Here is a 17,618-nt window from a genome sequence, read left to right on the forward strand (position 1 = left end):
ACATAATTCATATTGAAATAATATAGATCACATTAATCGTAATAGTATCGTAATCAGCTAGTGAAGATGGAGTAATGTTTGGATTTTAGATTTGTATTGTATGGGTTTAAACAAAGATACCCTGTTGTTTAGGTTGAATATCTTCAGGGTATCTTTTTACTAAATTTTTATGAAAGAGATATCTAAACGCCCCGTAGATGTAGTAGTGATCTCAGATGTTCATTTGGGAACTTATGGTTGTCATGCAGAGGATCTGCTGCGCTATCTTAAAACTATAAAGCCCAAAAAGCTGATCCTTAATGGTGATATTATAGACATATGGCAGTTTAGTAAGCGCTATTGGCCTAGCTCGCATATGCAAATAGTAAAGCACATTACCGGCTTGCTTAGCAAAGGAACGGAAGTAGTGTACGTCACTGGTAATCATGATGAGATGCTCCGCAAGTTTGTAGGCTTTAAGCTAGGTAAGTTTAAAATTGTGAATAAGATAGTGCTGCGGCAAGGAGGGAAAAGAACCTGGATTTTTCATGGAGATGTTTTTGACATTACCATGCAGCATTCTAAATGGCTCGCTAAGCTTGGAGCAGTAGGATATGACTCTCTTATTCTGTTGAACACATTGGTAAATTTCATTTCTAAAAGTCTTGGAAAAGGCAAGATATCTCTGAGCAAGAGGATAAAAGATAGTGTAAAAAGTGCAGTGAAATTTATTGATGATTTTGAAGGTACAGCCGCAGATATAGCCATCAGTAATCAATATGACTATGTGATTTGCGGCCATATTCATCACCCACAAATGCGAGAGGTAATAACCGACAAGGGAGCTGTAACTTATTTGAATTCAGGAGACTGGGTGGAGAATTTTACGGCCCTGGAGTATAATGATCATCAATGGAGCCTTTATCAGTTTTTAGATGATGCTGTAGCCCGCGCAGTGGTGCTCAATAAGAAGGAGCGCAAAAAGGAACTCAATAACAATGACATATTTCAGACTATGGTCACCGAATTTTTAACAGTAAAAGTATGAAGATTCTATATGCAATACAGGGCACCGGAAATGGTCATATTAGCCGGGCTATGGATGTAGGGCCAGCCTTAGAAAAACATGGTGAAGTAGACTATCTGGTTAGTGGAGCTCAAGTAGAAATTAATCTTTCTCAAGAACTCAAATACAGGTCGCCGGGCATGAGCTTTTACTTTGGTAAACGTGGGGGCATCAACCTGAGTAAGACTTTTATGAAGAACTCAAGCATTCGATTTTATAAAGAAATCAATGATTTTCCTATAGATCAATATGATTTGGTAGTGAATGACTTTGAGCCTATCACGGCTTGGGCTGCTCGTAAGCGAGGCCGCAGAACGGTGGGACTCAGTCATCAGGGAGCATTGCTGTCAGACAAATGCCCCAAGCCAGTGTCAAGAGACATAGTAGGCAAGATGATATTGAAAAATTATGCTCCGGTTTCTCATAACTATGGTTTTCATTTCGATGCTTTTGATGCCGATATCTATACACCCGTAGTAAGAAGTTGCATTAGGAATGTAAAGCCAACAAACAAAGGCCATTATACAGTCTATTTGCCAGCCTATTCTGATGAAAAAATCATAAAAGTGCTTTCTAAGGTGAAAGGCATACAATGGCAGGTGTTTTCTAAACATTCATCAAAAGCCTACCAGCAAGGGAATATCAGCATTATGCCCATTAATAATGAGCAGTTTATCAATAGCATCACTTCATCTACAGGTGTGCTGTGCGGAGCTGGTTTTGAAACTCCGGCAGAGACCTTGTTTCTGGGTAAAAAGCTAATGGTAATACCCATGGAAGGGCAATACGAGCAACATTGTAATGCTGCCGCTTTAAAAGAACTTGGCATACCGGTAATGAAAAAACTAAAAGCGAAAAAAGTGCATAAAATAGAAGAGTGGGTGCAGTCTGGCGTGGTGTTACAAATGGATTATCCGGATGAGACGGAGGGAATAGTGAAGAGAATAATAGAAAAAGAAACGGGGTATGACAGATAAAAGCCAACACAAGATATTACTTGTGGATGATGATAAAGATATTCTTGACTTATTAAAGTACAACTTGCAAAAAGAAGGGTATGAAGTAGAAGTGGAGAAAAAAAGCACTAAATCAATAGAAACAGCTACCAAATTTCATCCTGATTTAATAGTGCTGGATATTATGATGCCTAAAGTCAATGGTATTGAAATATGCCGCCAGTTAAGAGAAATTCCCGATTTTAAAAGCACCTATATTTTCTTTCTTACGGCCAAAGGCGATAAAATACTTCAGACCCAGGCCCTGGATACGGGCGGAGATGATTATATAGAAAAAATAACCGGTCTTAGGGCATTGACGCATAAAATAAGTACTGTACTTAAAAATAACCTGGTAATAAGAAAGAGCATCAAAGAAATTACTTATGGAGATTTTAGAATAGAAAGGGCCTCTAATAAAGTGTATTTTAATAATAAAGTAGTAGAGTTGCCTCGTTATGAGTTTGAGTTACTATACTTTTTTGCTCAAAATCCTCACAAAGCAATCACTCAAGACAGTTTGTTGAATAATATCTGGGGTTCTGATATATACATTTTCTCTAAGTCGGTAGATACTTATATCTCTAGCATTGCTAAAAAACTGGGTAAAAAGTTTATCGCTAAAGTGAGTGAAAATCAGTATAAATTTGAGCTTAGCTAAAGGCGCTATCATGTTTCCTGTATTGCAAAAGGAGGTCTTTACTATTGTCGGCTGGCTCCAGGCCTTGCATGCTTAATAGCTTTTTAGCTGCTTCCCGTATCGGTATGTTTGAGTGGTAATGATCTCTGGCAAAATGCACGTATTTTAATACCATAAAGCCATCAAACCACTGATAAAACTGTTTTAGAAAGGTCTCATCAGAAGCGGCATTTTTGTTTATTCTAGCTAGATTTTTAGTAAATTCTTTTTCATACAAAAATGCCTTGATAGAGGCAGGAAATGACTCAATAATAGCCTCAATATTGCTATTGTTAAAAAAGCCGGGAACATGATATATGAAGCCTTTTAACTCCTCGAAAATCTGAGGATGATAGGTATCCAGATTTTTGCTTTTTAGCCACTCATTTACCGCCTTACCGGTGCCAAAGGGCACTCGGTCAGATTTCCTGGGTGAGGGAATGACCTTAGTATTGTTGATCTCTCCAAATTGCCCTAGTGGAATGATTTTATGAAGAAAATAAAAGTCTTCTCCTGCTTTTCTTTTGTTCATTCCGCCTTGCTTTTGGTAGGCATTACTTCTTACAGCCATGCTGGAGCCAATGGTTTCATAGGCATACGGAAAACCAGCATATCTTAGTCCATTGACATAATATCGAAGAAAGAGCTCATAGTCAATAATGGCTTCATAGATCTCATCCGGGTAGTATCCCTCGAGTGGATGTTCGAAATAGATAGATGCTCCAGGACATTTCGGGTGATCTTGGAAATAAGCTATTACGCTTTGTAAATAGTTGCTGTCACAGCGGCTATCTGCGTCATAGCATATGATTATTCCATCGGGCTTGCTGATGCTTTCAAAGCGCCTGACAGCCTCATCCATGGCTATTTTACGAGCCAAACCTACGCCAGCATGCTTAGGCTTTAAATCATTAATATAGAGTGGAAATACTTTAAAAGCAGGCTCTGAATGAGTTTTTGCCCATAACAGAGCCTCTTCAAAGGCTTTGGTATTTATTGATGTAATGTCGTTAGTAGCATTGTTGGCTTCGTTAATTAAGATAATCACCTCAATGCTCAAACCTTCACGCTCACAGTTTTTTAATGATTCCAGGCTTTCAATAAGATTTTCTTCCTTGAAGCAGGGTATGGTTACTATAGCATCTAATTCTGCAGCAACCGGTTCATTAATAAGTGTTTCAGGATATGCGTAGCGCGATAAATACAGGTTCTTCATCAAGGAGCCAGCCTGTTTATTTGCCATCCGTCACCCTTTTGAGTGTATATAATTCTATCGTGCAGTCTGCTTGGTCTGCCTTGCCAGAACTCAATTAAAAAAGGCTCTACCAGGTATCCGCCCCATTGCTTAGGCTTGGGGAGCACTTCAGCATCCTTGTATTTTTCGGTCAGTTTTTTTTCTCTCTCTTCCAGTACCTCTCGTCCGGCTATCACCGTGCTTTGGGGTGATGTCCAGGCGCCTATCTGGCTGCCTTTTGGTCTGCTTTGAAAGTATTCGGTAGATTCTTCTTCACTTAGTTTGGAGGCCATGCCTTGTACGCGTACTTGTCTTTCCAGGTCTGGCCAGAAAAAGTTCAGTGCTACTGCAGGGTTGTTAGCCAGCTCTTTGCCTTTAGAGCTTTGGTAATTAGTATAAAAGCTAAAACCTTTTTCAGAAACCCCTTTTAAAAGGATAACTCGCGACGAAGGAAAGCCTTGTTCACCAATAGTGGCTACATTCATAGCAGTAGCTTCTTTGATGTCGCATTCAATAGCTTCATTGAGCCATTTTTCAAACTGTTTGATAGGATGAGCAAGCAAATCCTGTTCATCTAATGCCTTTAAGGCATAATCTTTACGTATATCGGCAATATTTTTATCCATAACCTTCTATTTTAGCCCAAATTTAAAATCTTTGTTAATTTAAAGACCATCAAATTTTAATAAATAAACGAATAACGTATATTATAAATGAAATTAAGTATAGAATTGGCCTGCGAAAGCAGTCAGGAGTGGGTAGATACGGTAATGTCAGATTTCGATTCTTTCTTACAGGATCATGCTAATTGTGAAAGGAAGGCCTCTGCTATGGCTATGAGTTTTGTGGCTAAATATCCGGATCGTTTAGAGATTATTCCTGAGTTAATAGAAACAGGTATTGAAGAATTAGAACATTTTCAGTCCGTTTATAATATCATGCAGGAGCGGGGCGTGGTTTTACCGCCAGAAATGGGGCAGGATAAATATGTGAAGCAGTTGATAGATCACTGCCATACTGATGTTGAAAGAAGGTTTTTGGATAGATTGCTACTTGCTTCCATTATAGAATGCCGTGGTGCTGAGCGTTTTAGACTGGTTTATGAAGCCTTGCCCGAAGGAGATCTAAAAACATTTTACCATAATCTTTGGGCCTCAGAAGCCAAGCATGGGAATATTTTCGTAAAAATGGCCTTGATTTATTTTGATAAAGATCATACTTATAAGAGATTAGAAGAACTAAATTCAATAGAGGCAAAGGTCTTACAGGCTTTACCATTAAAACCCGCTTTGCACTAAATGGAATATTTCAAGTACAAAAATAATTTTCAGCCTGAGAAGGGAAGTCTGCTTATTTCAGAACCATTTCTACCAGATCCTAACTTTGAACGCACAGTAGTTTTACTTTGCGAACATAACGAAGAAGGGTCATTTGGCTTTGTTTTGAATAAGCCATCTACAGTTTTATTAGATGAAATCATGGAAGATGTTAATGACTTCAGCGAAAAGGTTTATATTGGCGGACCCGTTCAGCAGGACACGCTGCATTTTGTACATAGAGAAGAAAATATAGAAGGCGGGGTACCCATAGCTGAGGGCCTTTACTGGGGCGGTAATTTTGAGCAATTGCTCAGTATGATCAACACTAAACAAGTATCGGGAAATGATTTTCGTTTTTTCGTAGGCTATTCTGGCTGGTCCGAAGGTCAACTGAAGAATGAGTTAGATGCCGATTCATGGATAGTGGCTAATTATGCTAATGAGCAACTGGTGTTCAATACCCCCGAAGATGAGCTGTGGAAAGTGGTGTTAAAAGAGCTGGGTGGCAGGTTTAATGTCTACTCAAATTATCCCACAGACCCACGCTTAAATTGAATGATTTTGTTATTTTTACGGTTATACAGTTCGAAAACTGCAAAACATGGATAAAGAGAAGGACATCAAGGAAGTAGATAATACTACTAACACTGATCAGGAGCAAAACGAAAACAAAGACGTTAGCACTGAGCAGGAACAAGCCGGACAACAAGAGCCGGATATGGAGAATAGTGTTTCTGATGAAGCCAATTCGGAAAGCACTGAAACATCTGACAGCGAGTCTACAGAAGAAGCTGCAACTACCGACCAGCCACAAGCACGGCAGGGAGAGCAGCTTAACTCAGAGGAAGATCTTGCTGAGAAAGATCATGATGATGATCACGACGATGATCATGATGATGAAGACTACAGCAACTATTCCAAAGAGGAATTAGTAGAGCTCATTAAGTCGTTAGCCAAGGGCGATAACCTACAGAAAGCTGATAGGGTAGCCAAAGAAATAAAGCCTTTATATGATGAATTAAGAAATCATGAAAGACAAGGGGCCTTAGATAAGTTTGTGGCAGATGGGGGAGAAGAGGCCGATTTTGACTATAAACCTACAGAACTTGATAACCGCTTTGATGCTAATTATAAGCTGATACGTGATAGAAGACAACAAGACCTGAAATCACGTGAGCAACAAAAAGAGAGTAACCTTAAGAGAAAACAAGATATTTTAGAAAAACTCAGAGAGTTTGTAGACTCAGAAGAGACTAATATCAGTTTTGAGGCTTTTAAAGAACTACAAAATGAGTGGAAAGATATAGGGCCGGTTCCTGGTGCTTATGCTAAAACATTATGGGCTAACTATAATGCACTTATTGATAGGTTCTATGATAACAGAAGCATCTATTTTGAGCTTAAAGAGCTTGATAGAAGGAAAAACCTCGACTCTAAAATTGAACTTTGCGAGCGCGCAGAGAAACTCATAGAGTTCGAAAACCTTAAAGATGCTATTAAAGAGCTTAATGAGCTTCACCATGAGTTTAAGCACATAGGCCCTGTACCTAAAGAAGAGCAGGAAGCGCTATGGCAGAGATTCAAAGGAGCCTCAGATGCTATTTATGCCAGAAGGAAGGAATTTGTAGATCAGCTTAAGGTTGAACTCGAAGAGAACCTTGTGGTAAAAGCCAAGCTTGCTGATGAAGTGCAGGAATTTGCTCACTTTGATTCTGATAGGATCAAAGAATGGAATGCCAAGACTAAAGACATCCTTGAAATCCAGAAAAGGTGGGAAGCTACAGGTGGACTACCGAGAGCTAAAGCTAAAGAGGTAAACAAAAAATTCTGGGGAACCTTTAAAACCTTCTTTAATAATAAGAGCGCTTTCTTTAAGAGACTAGATGCTCAGAGAGAAGGTAATTTAGAGAAGAAAAGAGAGCTGATCACCAAGGCACAAGAGCTTAAAGAAAGTGCTGACTGGCAAAAAACAGCAGATCAGTTTAAACAACTGCAGAAAGACTGGAAAGAGATAGGTCCTGTGCCTGAAAAGTACAGAGAATCTGTATATAAAGAGTTTAAAGAAGCTGCAGATCATTTCTTTGAGAGAAAAAGATCTAACAATAGTGAAGTAGAAAAAGGATATGAAGATAACCTGAAGCAAAAAGAAGAAATCTGTAATAAGATTGAAGCTTTAGCTGAAGGTGATACTGAAGATCTGGATAAACTCAGAGACTTGCAAGATCAGTATATGGAGATTGGTTTTGTGCCTCGTAAGAGTATCACTAAGATCAAAAATAGATATGCAGAAGTGGTAGATAAATTCCTGAATAGTATTGAAGGGCTTTCTAAAGAAGAAAAAACCGAAATCAAGCTGGAAAATCAGGTGAATAAACTACTTCATAGCCCTAATGCAGATCAGAAGCTTTACAGAAAAGAACAAGCATTGCGTAAGCAGATAGGCAAGATAGAGAACGACATAGCGGTTTGGAAAAACAACTTGGAATTCTTTGCCTCATCCAAAACAGCTGATAAGCTGAAAGATGAATTTAATGCTAAAATTAAGGCGGCTACCGATGAGCTTAAAGTACTTAAAAAAGAGCTCAGAATGGTTAGAACGGCCAACTGATAAAAAAGGTGTAAAATTTTCCCGTCAAGTGTTTGCAGTTAAAATCAGTTGCATTACATTTGCACTCCATTAAACAAAAGGGCAGTTCATAAAAGATGATTAAAGCCAGATTTGATGGGAAGATTAAGGCCTCCATAGCTCAGCTGGCCAGAGCAACTGACTTGTAATCAGTAGGTCGTTGGTTCGAATCCGACTGGGGGCTCAATGAAAAGCCACTTATAACATTTGTTGTAAGTGGCTTTTTTATTTATGATACAGTTCTGCAGGTTGGAATCTAATCTTTATATTCCATCGCTTATGCTTCTTACTTTTTTGAAGTCGATCAAAAAAGTAACAAAAGACTCTTTCTTGCTGTAAGGTCTTCCGCTCACTGATACATTTCATAGCCATGAACTGCCACAAAGGACTTGAGAAAAGCCTATTTTTTATCACTAGTGTCCGACTAAACTCTGGTCTAAGAAATTTTAGCGATTCTAAGCAAAAATAAAGTGGTTTTCTTCTAATCTGGAAAAGTGAGCCCTCTATGGACTAAATAAAGGGTATTGATTGGTTTTATATATTGTTTTTTGAAGTTCTAGGTCTGGATTGTTTAGAAAGCGGGTAAGGTGAACATAGGCCATCAAGTGAAACCTTACCAATGAGACCATATTAGAGAAGGCCCATCTTTTTTTGATCTGTTTTCGGACTACTTCCATCAATAATAGACAGATCAGGGCACTCCAAATTTGGATCTCAATAGCATTTTGGTTGTCCCCCAGAAAATATTTGAGAGGAAAGTTCTGCTTCAGCTTTTTAAATAAAAGCTCTATCTGCCATCGGTATTTATAAATGGCCGCTATTGTGGCTGCTTCCAACTCCATATTATTGGTCATAAACACTAATAATTTATTATTGAGGTCATCATAATAGGCTATTCTTCTATTTTGAAGCTCTTGCACTTGTCCATCAGTCTTGAAACTGATAACAACTTTTTCATCCTTAAGTACACAAAAGTCTTTATCTTCAGGCAATTCTAGCTCATCTATTGATTGATATCTGGCATTTTCCTTCATTCTGGTAATGTAAAATATCCCTTGATGACTCCACTGTGCGTATTGTCTATAATCGATATACCCTTTATCCATCACCACATAGGATCCTTCTGGGAGTTGTAATTGCTTTAAAAATGTATGATCATGCTGACTTCCCTTGGTCAACCGTACTAAACATGGCATTAATTCTGCCGCATGAATCATTACATGAGCTTTAATGCCTCCCTTGCTTTTGCCATCTTTTCTAGGGCGTCCTGCTACCTTGAGAATATCTTTAAACAGACTAATAATCGTTGAATCAACAATATAAAGTTTATTGAGAACTTCCATTCTCAAGCGGCTGTCCGGCAAAAGGTGCCGATACTTTTTAAACAATTTCATGTAAATGTCTGCAAAGACTATACTACTGCGTTTTTTGTTGCTATCTGATAAAGTGGAACGTCTGGGTATAAATTGAATACCTAAGTGGATCAGCTTGTTTTGGCAGGCCAAAAGCCCCGTAGTAAGCTCTCTGAGAGCACTTGCCCCACTGAAACAGCAGTATAACATGCTTACTAGGTGATGCCAAGTATTCAATTTCTTGTAATATCTGTCAGATTGGTATTTTGATATTATTTGATTTAACACCGATTTATCTATCAGCGATAATAGTTGAGAAAAGATTGGCTGTCCGTAGAAATATGTATTTTTACTCATGTGTGATTTTTTGTTGTGGTAAACCGAAAATACACATTATGGGGCACTCCTGAAATTATTCAGAGGCCCCTATCTTTTTCTCGGACACTAGTGATTTTTAATATTATTTCACTTCACGAGGGTACAGTAAGATGAACCCACAGCCGAGTCACACTGAGCTGAGTCGAAGTGTAGGCGATCGGCATTGATTATTGATTTAAATAAAACTCAACTGTTTTGATCTTTTCAAATTATCTACTATTTACTTATACTATCAGTGGTATGGTAGTAGAGTTCTATTCACTTCATTTTTACCGAGTTGACGTTTTGAAGTGAGTTTATGCTGAAGTGCACCTGACAATTGCTAATGCAACGAAGAGTAGTTATCTAGACGTTGATTCTTCTTTTAGTTTTCAGTCACAAACCCACGTTCCACAGCCCGGAGATTATACTTCTTCAATACTAAAAATGGCAATTGGTTCAGTTTTTCCTCTCAGTAATATTTCGCCTATTTGCTCTGATTTTATTCCGTTGATAGAGTTAGCTATATTAGAGATGTATTCAGATGTCAGAAAGCTTTTATTGTATTGATTACAAATGCTTTGAATGCGAGAGGCAGTGTTAATGGTATCTCCGTGATAGGCTATGTCTTTTTTTATCTCTCCTATTTCCACTGCTGATACTATGCCTCCGTGTAGCCCGGCTTTGAAGGTTGGTGTAACTCCATAGTTCTTTATATAATAGGCTTCCCGGTCTTGAAATTGCCTTTTGCAGGCAAAGTAGAACAGGATGCAACAATTATCAATTAACCCTTCCTGTTCCGGCCACGTCACTACTATTTCATCTCCCACATATTGATATATCTGTGCTCGGTAAGAAAAAAGCACATCATTAATGTCATCAAAGCAGTCTCTGATGTATGCGCTGTATTTGAGATGGCCAAGAGCTTCTGCTGTGGATGTAGAAGACTGTAGATCCATAAACATAAATATGCGATTTTCTTCTCTCGGCTTTCTGTATCTGCCAAAGAGAATTGGAACTAATATGCCTGGGCCATACTTTTTATTAACTACATTGATGTAGTTAATCAATATTGACATGAAGAGGAAGTAAACCAGCATAAGATAAAATATGTAATCCCAGATTTCCTTTTGCAGCGTCGGTATTCTGATTATTTCCTGAGGAATGTTTGTCAGAATAAAATGTAATAAATATATCAGAACTATAAGTAGGCTTAGAGAACCAATAGCTTTAATAAGAATGATTTTTCCTATTGGTTTCTTTTTGAAAATACCTTTGTCTAAATAGTAACCCAGTAGACCATAGCTAATGCCGTACAAATGGCCAAATAGCACTGCGATAGCAAGTATTATGATATTACTAAATGGCGTGTTTACATGAAATGATAAGCTATATACTTTATTATACAGGATGATAATAGTGGCAAGAAGTAGGTTGGCTATTACCCAAAAGTTAACCTGTATTCCCAGGTAACTGAGTAGTGGATATTTGCTGGAGAAGCGATTGGCAAAGGTGGTGTATTCAATTTTTTTAGACATAAGTATAATTGCCTCAATCGGCTAAGTAGAAAGGATGCTAACTGCAATTTTTTAAAAATAGAGAGATTTAATGTTAGTTATGAAGGCTCTGTTTTGATCATATTTAAATAGTACGATCAATTAATAGGATGGTTGCAGGTAGATGAGTTTCTGCAAAATATAATTAAGAAATGCGTGGTTGAAATTATTCTTTACTAATAAAGTATAGATTTTATTAGAGTAGGTTTAATTCCTTGATTGGGAGTTTGGGAGCACTAGTATGCTTCAATACATAGAATATGGGAAGTATATTAGAAGTATCAAACCTGAAGGTGGGTGTTATTCTGGTAGGATGTAGATTTGATATTTGAAGTTAGCCCCTTCAAGTTTCATAACTTGAAGGGGCTTCTATATTATGCTTTTGTTTCGGCAAGTGCGGCGTCTAACTGTTCTATCAGATTATCTCCCGAAGAGGGCCTTTTTGCATCTGTAGCGAATATTTTACCTTCTTTATCTATTATGATATAGCGCGGTATGCCACTTACCTTAAATGCTTCGGCTATATTAGATTGAAAGTTTCCGGGATCATTGATGTGAATTCCTTTAAAATCTGGATGGCTCTTAAGATAGTCAAGCCATGATTTTTTGCTTTGATCTACAGAAACATATAAAAAGGCGATATCGTCATTGTCTTTATAATGCTCTTTAATGTCTTGTGAGTAAGGAATTTCCTCTCTGCATGGTGCGCACCAGGTGGCCCAGATGTCAATATATACTACTTTGCCATTTAAATCAGCCAAATGAAATACTTGATCATCTTGTGTGGTGCCTTCCAAATTGGGTGCGGGCTGTCCGTCTGCAATAGCTAGCCAGCCATTGTACTCTTCTTTAAGGGTTTCGTTGTAGTCGGATTTGGGGTAAGTAGTGTAATAATTATCCAGAGGTGTTTCTAATTCAGAAACGTTGCCGCGTTCTAAAAAGTAAAGGTAGCCTTTGCCTAGCATCACCTGTTCAAAATGAGGAGCAAGGTCTAATGAATCGATGGCTTGTTTGTAGTAAGCAATTTGCTTGGTTACATCCTCTTTATTGGTTTCATAAGCCTTTTTCATGATGAGGTACATCACTTGGTGAGAAAAACTGAAGTTTCCTTCACCTTTAGAAGCATATGCTAAGAGCTCTTCAGTACTTTTTTGTTCGGCTATACTGTCTTTTGGGAAATCTATATGCATAAGTGCTTTCATGTATCCGCTGAACATGCTCTGAAAGTAGTGGTTTTCATGAAGAAAGTTGGCTTTCAGGTAAGTGTAGAATGCGTCAGAGTATTTGCTCTTAGCACTATCCAAAGTTTGCTGGTAGATTTCAAGACGTTTTTTATATTCAGGAAGTATGTCTGCGCTATCTATTTCTTTAAGCTCGAGAAAGCTTAATTGATTCTTTAAAAGGGTTTGCATTTCCAGTTTTTCACTTCCTATACCAGCGATGTTTTGAATAGGGGTTCGGTAATCTTTGTCCGTTTCGAAGTAAATGCTATCGCCCGGTTCTATAAAGAATTTGTTGAAATCAAAATTACTTTCAATGGCTATTTCCTTTCCTTTCTCAAGTGGTAATTCGAAGCTAAATAATCCTTTTTCGTCAGAGCTGATAGTGTCTAAGTAAATAGGGTGACTGTAGTGTATTTCCTGACCGTAATCGCGTACGTATAGTTTTACTGTGTCTTTAGCTCCAATAAACTTTCCGCTGATGTGCGCAATTTTTGGTGGAGGTGGCTCGTGGTTGCATGATGTTATTAATACTGCTAAGAGTAATAGCAGGGGTAAGGAGTAGGTAGATCTTATCATAACTAATTGTTTAGTTTTTCAATGTAAATTTATTTTTTATAATATCAAAATCATATTTGGCTATGTTGAAGATAAGTGGGTGGCAGATATTGTGAGAGTACAAGTACAGCTTCTTCTGGTTTATTTTTAATACCTTTATTGAGATTTTTATAATAGGACTCAATCATTGTTGTTTTCGAATATTATGCGCATAAAAAGACTTTTCTACATCTTTATTATATCCTTGATTTTAGGTTTTGTCATTACATACTTGATCTTTCGCATATAGTTACATTTTAAGTCGTAGGAGTGGTTTATCCCTCGTCTATTTAGAATTGAATGTTAATATTTATTAATATTAAAACATCAAGATCTTTAACCATTTGTATTTTTAAATGACAGGAGGAGCCGGTTTTTCAAGTGCAGCTAATAATTCTCTTAGGGAAAACAGAGGGATGCTTAATAGGAGAACACCTCAAAAGGATAATCCTTACAATGGTCCTGATGCATCTAATAGAAAACGGAATGAAAATGTGCGGGAGATTATTGATTGGAAAAATTTTAAAATCAAAAGAGAGCAAAGATTTAAAAACTTTATTTGGTCGGTACTCAGTTTGCTGTTTTTGATTTTAATACTAGCCTATTTTATTTTTTAATTACTGGTATAGCCTTACACTTTAAATAAGGTTATTCCTCCTCTCGCTTAACCTTTTTCTTACTAATGGGTGTTTTCTTACCGAAAACTTACATGATGGGTAGGAGTCAAATATGAAAAACAGTAATTTAGGTGTCATAGTATTATCTTCAAAGCTGTTCAGTTTTGATTTCTTAGACATTTACAAACTAGAATGAAACTCAAAAAATTACTAGAATATAAGTTGAAAGGTGAGCGCAATGTTTCAGCTAGAAAACCATTAATTATTGGCGACCATTTAATAATAGTTTTTACTTTTCATAAAAAGGGAGGCATTGCCAGTAGAGTCGTTTGTTTGGATAAAAACACATTTGACGCCGTTTGGGAATATGATTACCTATTTGTGATAAACAATATACAGCAGTCCCCTTCAAATAACATTTTGGTGTGCTGCATGGATGGTAAATTAGTAGAGCTCGATGCTACTAATGGAGAGACGTTAAATATGTATGAATTGGATATGTATAGATGTGGTACGGCCTCACTGATTTTTGATAATAAGCTATTAGTCGGTGGCGTGCAGAAGACTACTACTATCAATTGTTTTGATTTCAATTCATCAGAAGTAAAATGGTCTTTTGATAGTCAGGGCCACTCTTACAAGCCAGTAGTAGACAGTGGTAAGGCATATATATGCACTCAGCATACTATCAGGTGCTTTGATTTAAATACTGGAATGGTATTGTGGGAGGCTAGTGAGGAAAGTACCTATATGTTTAATCCTATAGTTTATGGTGACTTAGTGATGGTAGGAGGGCATGGTTTGGTCAATATATATCATAATGAAAGCGGTAAACTCCTGAATCAGATTAAAACCGAAATGGCTGAAGCGATTAGAAGTATTATAGCGGATGGAGATTGTATCTTTTTTGGTGATGAAGCAGGTGAATTTTATTCGTTTAAAATTAATAGGGAAAAGAATGGTTTAGATGAAGGTCATGTAGAGTGCGAGCTGCTGTGGAAGTTCTCCACAAAAGGAAGCATTCAAAGTTTTCCTGTGATTAGTGGTGATCAGGTGTTGTTTGTTAACGATGACAATAAAATGGTTTGTCTTAACAAAATATCAGGAGACCAACTCTGCACTTTTAATACCAAAGGAGAGGCAAGCACTTCTGGAATAATTATGGAAGAGGAAATCATCTATACGGCCGTGGGGAAGGGTTTTGTCTATAAACTTGAGCAAGCAAATTAATTATTACTCTATAAACTTAATCGACCTTAAAAAAATCTAAATGAAGAAGTTTTTTAAAATTTTTGGAATCTCGCTCGTTGTTTTATTGCTCTTGTTATTAGGCGGTGGCGTCTATTTTTATAAGACCAACCCTATGCTGCAAGCTATTGTAAATAATGATGAGTCTAAATTATACTATTTTCCATCAAAGGAAATGAATAATATGGATGATCTTCCCTATAAACAGATTGTATTAGAAGTAGATGATTCTATCCAAATACATGCTTATTTATTTGAGCCAGAACAGGAGAAGCAGGCTAATGTGTTTCTTATTCATGGGGCGGGAGGTAATGTAGGCATTTATGAACCTATGTTTAAGACGTTGGTAAATAATGGTTTTGCTGTATATGCTTTCGACTGGCGAGGTTATGGGGAGTCATCTGGTACTCCTGGTTATAAGGGTGTGATGAAAGATACTGAAGTTGCTTTTGAAGATTTTATTGCAAAGACAGCATCTGATAGTGTTAAAAATATTGTTTATGGCATGTCATTAGGAGGGCAAATGGCGGTTAAAATTACAGTAGAAAATGAAAGTAAAGTAGATCTTCTGGTATTAGACGCTACCGTGGAATCAGCCCAGAGTCTGGCTATTGATTATGCTCCTGCGGAGTTTCTAAAAGAGAAAGCAAAAAAACACCCTGAAGATTTTAATCAGGACTATGTGGCGGTAAGAGATATAGCATTAATCAAGAATACGGCTAAGCTTATTATTCATAGTAAAAAGGATCAGGATGTGCCTTTCAGTAGAGGTAAAAATGTATATGAAGCCGCTCAGGAACCTAAGGAGTTTTGGGAAACAGAGACCGCTCATATTATGACATTAAAAGACTTGCCAGAAGAAGCTGTGGAGAAGATAAACAAAAACCTCAATTAAAAAAAACAGCCTTTAAATAGAGAAATGATGGTTTTTTTAGTGGCGGAGATCTAAAAGTGAAGAAAAATTTCTTTTATCATTTGGATTTATAATCTGATGTACTAGATTTGCACTCCATCAACGAAAAAACGACCCTAAAAGAGTGGAGTAAGGATGGAAAAAGCCCCCATAGCTCAGCTGGCCAGAGCAACTGACTTGTAATCAGTAGGTCGTTGGTTCGAATCCGACTGGGGGCTCCAAAGCCACTTATAACGAAATGTTGTAAGTGGCTTTTTTGTTTTTTGCCTCTAATTAATCATTTTTAGATTTTCTGTAAAGTAACTAATATGAAATCTATCAAAACATTAGTTTATGGGGTTATTTATGGTTTGGTCACCAGGCTCATCTTCTCTCTAGAATTCGAATTGAATGTCATTCATACCGAAGGTCTAATGAGCTTGTCATTCTTGTTTATCATGCCATTTGTGCTAGGTCTTGTCTTGGCTTATAGGCATGAAGAAATTATACGTCCTACTAAAATACTATCATTGGCTATGCCACTTTTCGCAGTTATAGGGGTGGTGCTGATATGTGTGGTGTTGCGGTGGGAAGGTACAATCTGTGCTCTTATGGCTATTCCTGTTTTTGCAGTTATGGCACTCTTGGGTGGTTATTTAGGTATTGAATTATTTCATAGGAAGCCAAATAAAATGAGTATTTCATTCCTTTTGCTACTGCCTTTTATAGTGGCGCCATTTGAAAGCTATTTTGGTGTAAGTGAAAAGGTTTTTAATGAGGATACTTTTATAGAGGTAAATGCGCCTAAAAGTTTGGTGTGGAAACATGTGACTAGGGTTAAGCCTATCAGCAATGAAGAAAATAAAATGTCGCTTTTTCAGTTTTTAGGCTTTCCAAAACCAATAGAAGCAGTATTGGATACTGTGGCTGTCGGTGGAGTGAGAATAGCTCGTTTTGATAGGGGACTTTTTTTTACAGAAACTGTAACTGAGATGATTCCTGAAGAGACTTTGAGTTTTACAATAAAAGCAGATCCTAAAGCAATACCTCCGGCGGCGTTAGATGAGCACGTGCTTGTAGGTGGTAGTTATTTTGATGTACTTCACGGTACTTATCATATAGAGCCTTTAGGTAAAGGCAAGTGTCTTATTAAGTTATCATCTAAATTTAGGTTAAGCACCAATTTTAATTTCTATAGTGGTTTTTGGAGTAAGCTAATTATGCGTGATATTCAAACCAATATTTTACTTATACTTAAGGAGAGGGTTGAGCGTGAAAATGAAACCTCCACGGATCAAAATATAAATGCCGCTGTGTTTTAAGGAATTGGCTAGGCAAGAATTTTTATATTAAATTGCTATTCTAACCTAATTAATATGTCTGTAAGAAGAGTTAAGCCCTCTGATAATACGGCTTTAGCCAATATGATTAAAGCTGTATTTGTAGAGCATGATGCTCCAAAAGAGGGTACAGTGTATTCTGACCCTACCACTAATCATTTATATGAGTTGTTTCAGGAGGATAAAGCAGAGCTGTGGGTAGCAGAAGTGGATGGAGAAGTGATTGGGTGTTGTGGGATATATCCAACCTCTGGTTTACCGCAAGGTTGCGTGGAACTGGTCAAATTCTATTTGGCGCCAAACGCAAGAGGTAAAGGAATCGGTAGAGCTTTAATGGAGAAAAGCATGGAATCTGCTCAGAATATGGGATACAATCAAGTTTATCTGGAGAGTCATCCTAAATTTTCTAAAGCTGTAGGAATGTACGAAAAGCTAGGTTTTGTTATGTTGCAAGAGGCTATGGGATCTTCAGGACATTGTGGTTGTAACATTTGGATGTTGAAAGAGTTGAATGAATCTGCTAACTAAGTAAGGGTTAAAA

At 37.4% G+C, this 17,618-nt stretch carries 16 protein-coding genes and 2 tRNA genes; 13 read left to right on the forward strand and 5 right to left on the reverse strand.

The window, feature by feature from the left end; genetic code table 11:
* Positions 1-169 precede the first annotated feature (169 nt).
* Genes LVD15_RS20255 through LVD15_RS20265 form a run of 3 tightly spaced genes read left to right on the forward strand, consistent with a single transcriptional unit; the run spans position 170 to position 2,701 of the window.
* Entirely contained in the window at positions 170-1,027 is an 858-nt protein-coding gene (locus LVD15_RS20255) for a UDP-2,3-diacylglucosamine diphosphatase (RefSeq protein WP_233777027.1), read from the forward strand.
* Positions 1,024-2,022: a glycosyltransferase family protein gene (locus LVD15_RS20260; protein WP_233777028.1), complete on the forward strand. Its 999-nt coding sequence runs from the start codon at positions 1,024-1,026 to the stop codon at positions 2,020-2,022. The genes LVD15_RS20255 and LVD15_RS20260 overlap by 4 nt, the downstream gene beginning before the upstream one ends.
* A complete protein-coding gene (locus LVD15_RS20265; protein WP_233777029.1) occupies positions 2,012-2,701 on the forward strand; it encodes a response regulator transcription factor in 690 nt (229 codons plus the stop codon). The genes LVD15_RS20260 and LVD15_RS20265 overlap by 11 nt, the downstream gene beginning before the upstream one ends.
* Here LVD15_RS20265 and LVD15_RS20270 read toward each other — a convergent pair.
* Together LVD15_RS20270 and pdxH are read right to left on the reverse strand one after the other, a co-directional pair.
* Positions 2,694-3,962 (reverse strand): glycosyltransferase family 2 protein, encoded by a 1,269-nt coding sequence (locus LVD15_RS20270; protein WP_233777030.1) that lies wholly within the window; start codon positions 3,960-3,962, stop codon positions 2,694-2,696. The two genes, LVD15_RS20265 and LVD15_RS20270, sit on opposite strands and share 8 nt — an antisense overlap.
* Positions 3,935-4,579 (reverse strand): pyridoxamine 5'-phosphate oxidase, encoded by a 645-nt coding sequence (gene pdxH / locus LVD15_RS20275; protein WP_233777031.1) that lies wholly within the window; start codon positions 4,577-4,579, stop codon positions 3,935-3,937. The genes LVD15_RS20270 and pdxH overlap by 28 nt, the downstream gene beginning before the upstream one ends.
* A gap of 87 nt (positions 4,580-4,666) precedes the next feature.
* Here pdxH and LVD15_RS20280 point away from each other — a divergent pair, with 87 nt between their 5' ends.
* The 4 genes from LVD15_RS20280 (at position 4,667) to LVD15_RS20295 (ending at position 8,082) form a co-directional block, all read left to right on the forward strand.
* The gene (locus tag LVD15_RS20280) at positions 4,667-5,251 is read left to right on the forward strand and encodes a MiaE family protein (RefSeq protein WP_233777032.1); all 585 of its coding nucleotides are present in this window, start codon (positions 4,667-4,669) and stop codon (positions 5,249-5,251) included.
* Entirely contained in the window at positions 5,252-5,827 is a 576-nt protein-coding gene (locus LVD15_RS20285) for a YqgE/AlgH family protein (RefSeq protein WP_233777033.1), read from the forward strand.
* Positions 5,828-5,873: 46 nt separating this feature from the next.
* The gene (locus LVD15_RS20290; RefSeq protein WP_233777034.1) at positions 5,874-7,880 is read left to right on the forward strand and encodes a DUF349 domain-containing protein; all 2,007 of its coding nucleotides are present in this window, start codon (positions 5,874-5,876) and stop codon (positions 7,878-7,880) included.
* Positions 7,881-8,008: 128 nt separating this feature from the next.
* Positions 8,009-8,082 (forward strand) — tRNA-Thr (locus tag LVD15_RS20295).
* Between the two features lie 319 nt (positions 8,083-8,401).
* Here LVD15_RS20295 and LVD15_RS20300 read toward each other — a convergent pair.
* The 3 genes from LVD15_RS20300 to LVD15_RS20310 form a co-directional block, all read right to left on the reverse strand.
* Entirely contained in the window at positions 8,402-9,607 is a 1,206-nt protein-coding gene (locus LVD15_RS20300; RefSeq protein ID WP_233776251.1) for an IS4 family transposase, read from the reverse strand.
* Between the two features lie 425 nt (positions 9,608-10,032).
* A complete protein-coding gene (locus LVD15_RS20305; RefSeq protein WP_233777035.1) occupies positions 10,033-11,145 on the reverse strand; it encodes an adenylate/guanylate cyclase domain-containing protein in 1,113 nt (370 codons plus the stop codon).
* A gap of 392 nt (positions 11,146-11,537) precedes the next feature.
* A complete protein-coding gene (locus tag LVD15_RS20310) occupies positions 11,538-12,962 on the reverse strand; it encodes a TlpA family protein disulfide reductase (RefSeq protein ID WP_233777036.1) in 1,425 nt (474 codons plus the stop codon).
* Positions 12,963-13,336: 374 nt separating this feature from the next.
* Here LVD15_RS20310 and LVD15_RS20315 point away from each other — a divergent pair, with 374 nt between their 5' ends.
* The 6 genes from LVD15_RS20315 to LVD15_RS20340 all read left to right on the forward strand — a co-directional run bounded on the left by LVD15_RS20315 (position 13,337) and on the right by LVD15_RS20340 (position 17,605).
* Positions 13,337-13,597, forward strand: coding sequence for a hypothetical protein (locus LVD15_RS20315; RefSeq protein WP_233777037.1), 261 nt, complete (start codon positions 13,337-13,339; stop codon positions 13,595-13,597).
* 192 nt (positions 13,598-13,789) lie between these two features.
* Positions 13,790-14,827, forward strand: coding sequence for an outer membrane protein assembly factor BamB family protein (locus tag LVD15_RS20320; RefSeq protein ID WP_233777038.1), 1,038 nt, complete (start codon positions 13,790-13,792; stop codon positions 14,825-14,827).
* Between the two features lie 40 nt (positions 14,828-14,867).
* The gene (locus LVD15_RS20325) at positions 14,868-15,740 is read left to right on the forward strand and encodes an alpha/beta hydrolase (RefSeq protein ID WP_233777039.1); all 873 of its coding nucleotides are present in this window, start codon (positions 14,868-14,870) and stop codon (positions 15,738-15,740) included.
* Between the two features lie 162 nt (positions 15,741-15,902).
* A tRNA-Thr gene (locus tag LVD15_RS20330) sits at positions 15,903-15,979 on the forward strand.
* Positions 15,980-16,066: 87 nt separating this feature from the next.
* Entirely contained in the window at positions 16,067-17,059 is a 993-nt protein-coding gene (locus tag LVD15_RS20335) for an SRPBCC family protein (RefSeq protein WP_233777040.1), read from the forward strand.
* A gap of 54 nt (positions 17,060-17,113) precedes the next feature.
* Positions 17,114-17,605 carry a GNAT family N-acetyltransferase gene (locus tag LVD15_RS20340; RefSeq protein WP_233777041.1) on the forward strand — a complete coding sequence of 164 codons (492 nt, stop codon included), beginning with the start codon at positions 17,114-17,116 and terminating at the stop codon, positions 17,603-17,605.
* Positions 17,606-17,618: the final 13 nt, after the last annotated feature.

It is taken from the genome of Fulvivirga maritima (assembly GCF_021389955.1).
Classification (GTDB): Bacteria; Bacteroidota; Bacteroidia; order Cytophagales; family Cyclobacteriaceae; genus Fulvivirga; species Fulvivirga maritima.

Bases quoted from the DNA above. Each gene is read 5' to 3' on its own strand.
- LVD15_RS20325 (WP_233777039.1), top strand. From the start codon at position 14,868: ATGAAGAAGTTTTTTAAAATTTTTGGAATCTCGCTCGTTGTTTTATTG.
- LVD15_RS20335 (WP_233777040.1), top strand. From the start codon at position 16,067: ATGAAATCTATCAAAACATTAGTTTATGGGGTTATTTATGGTTTGGTC.
- LVD15_RS20315 (WP_233777037.1), top strand. From the start codon at position 13,337: ATGACAGGAGGAGCCGGTTTTTCAAGTGCAGCTAATAATTCTCTTAGG.
- LVD15_RS20260 (WP_233777028.1), top strand. From the start codon at position 1,024: ATGAAGATTCTATATGCAATACAGGGCACCGGAAATGGTCATATTAGC.
- pdxH (WP_233777031.1), bottom strand. From the start codon at position 4,579: ATGGATAAAAATATTGCCGATATACGTAAAGATTATGCCTTAAAGGCA.
- LVD15_RS20320 (WP_233777038.1), top strand. From the start codon at position 13,790: ATGAAACTCAAAAAATTACTAGAATATAAGTTGAAAGGTGAGCGCAAT.
- LVD15_RS20300 (WP_233776251.1), bottom strand. From the start codon at position 9,607: ATGAGTAAAAATACATATTTCTACGGACAGCCAATCTTTTCTCAACTA.
- LVD15_RS20310 (WP_233777036.1), bottom strand. From the start codon at position 12,962: ATGATAAGATCTACCTACTCCTTACCCCTGCTATTACTCTTAGCAGTA.
- LVD15_RS20340 (WP_233777041.1), top strand. From the start codon at position 17,114: ATGTCTGTAAGAAGAGTTAAGCCCTCTGATAATACGGCTTTAGCCAAT.
- LVD15_RS20280 (WP_233777032.1), top strand. From the start codon at position 4,667: ATGAAATTAAGTATAGAATTGGCCTGCGAAAGCAGTCAGGAGTGGGTA.
- LVD15_RS20305 (WP_233777035.1), bottom strand. From the start codon at position 11,145: ATGTCTAAAAAAATTGAATACACCACCTTTGCCAATCGCTTCTCCAGC.
- LVD15_RS20270 (WP_233777030.1), bottom strand. From the start codon at position 3,962: ATGGCAAATAAACAGGCTGGCTCCTTGATGAAGAACCTGTATTTATCG.
- LVD15_RS20265 (WP_233777029.1), top strand. From the start codon at position 2,012: ATGACAGATAAAAGCCAACACAAGATATTACTTGTGGATGATGATAAA.
- LVD15_RS20255 (WP_233777027.1), top strand. From the start codon at position 170: ATGAAAGAGATATCTAAACGCCCCGTAGATGTAGTAGTGATCTCAGAT.
- LVD15_RS20290 (WP_233777034.1), top strand. From the start codon at position 5,874: ATGGATAAAGAGAAGGACATCAAGGAAGTAGATAATACTACTAACACT.
- LVD15_RS20285 (WP_233777033.1), top strand. From the start codon at position 5,252: ATGGAATATTTCAAGTACAAAAATAATTTTCAGCCTGAGAAGGGAAGT.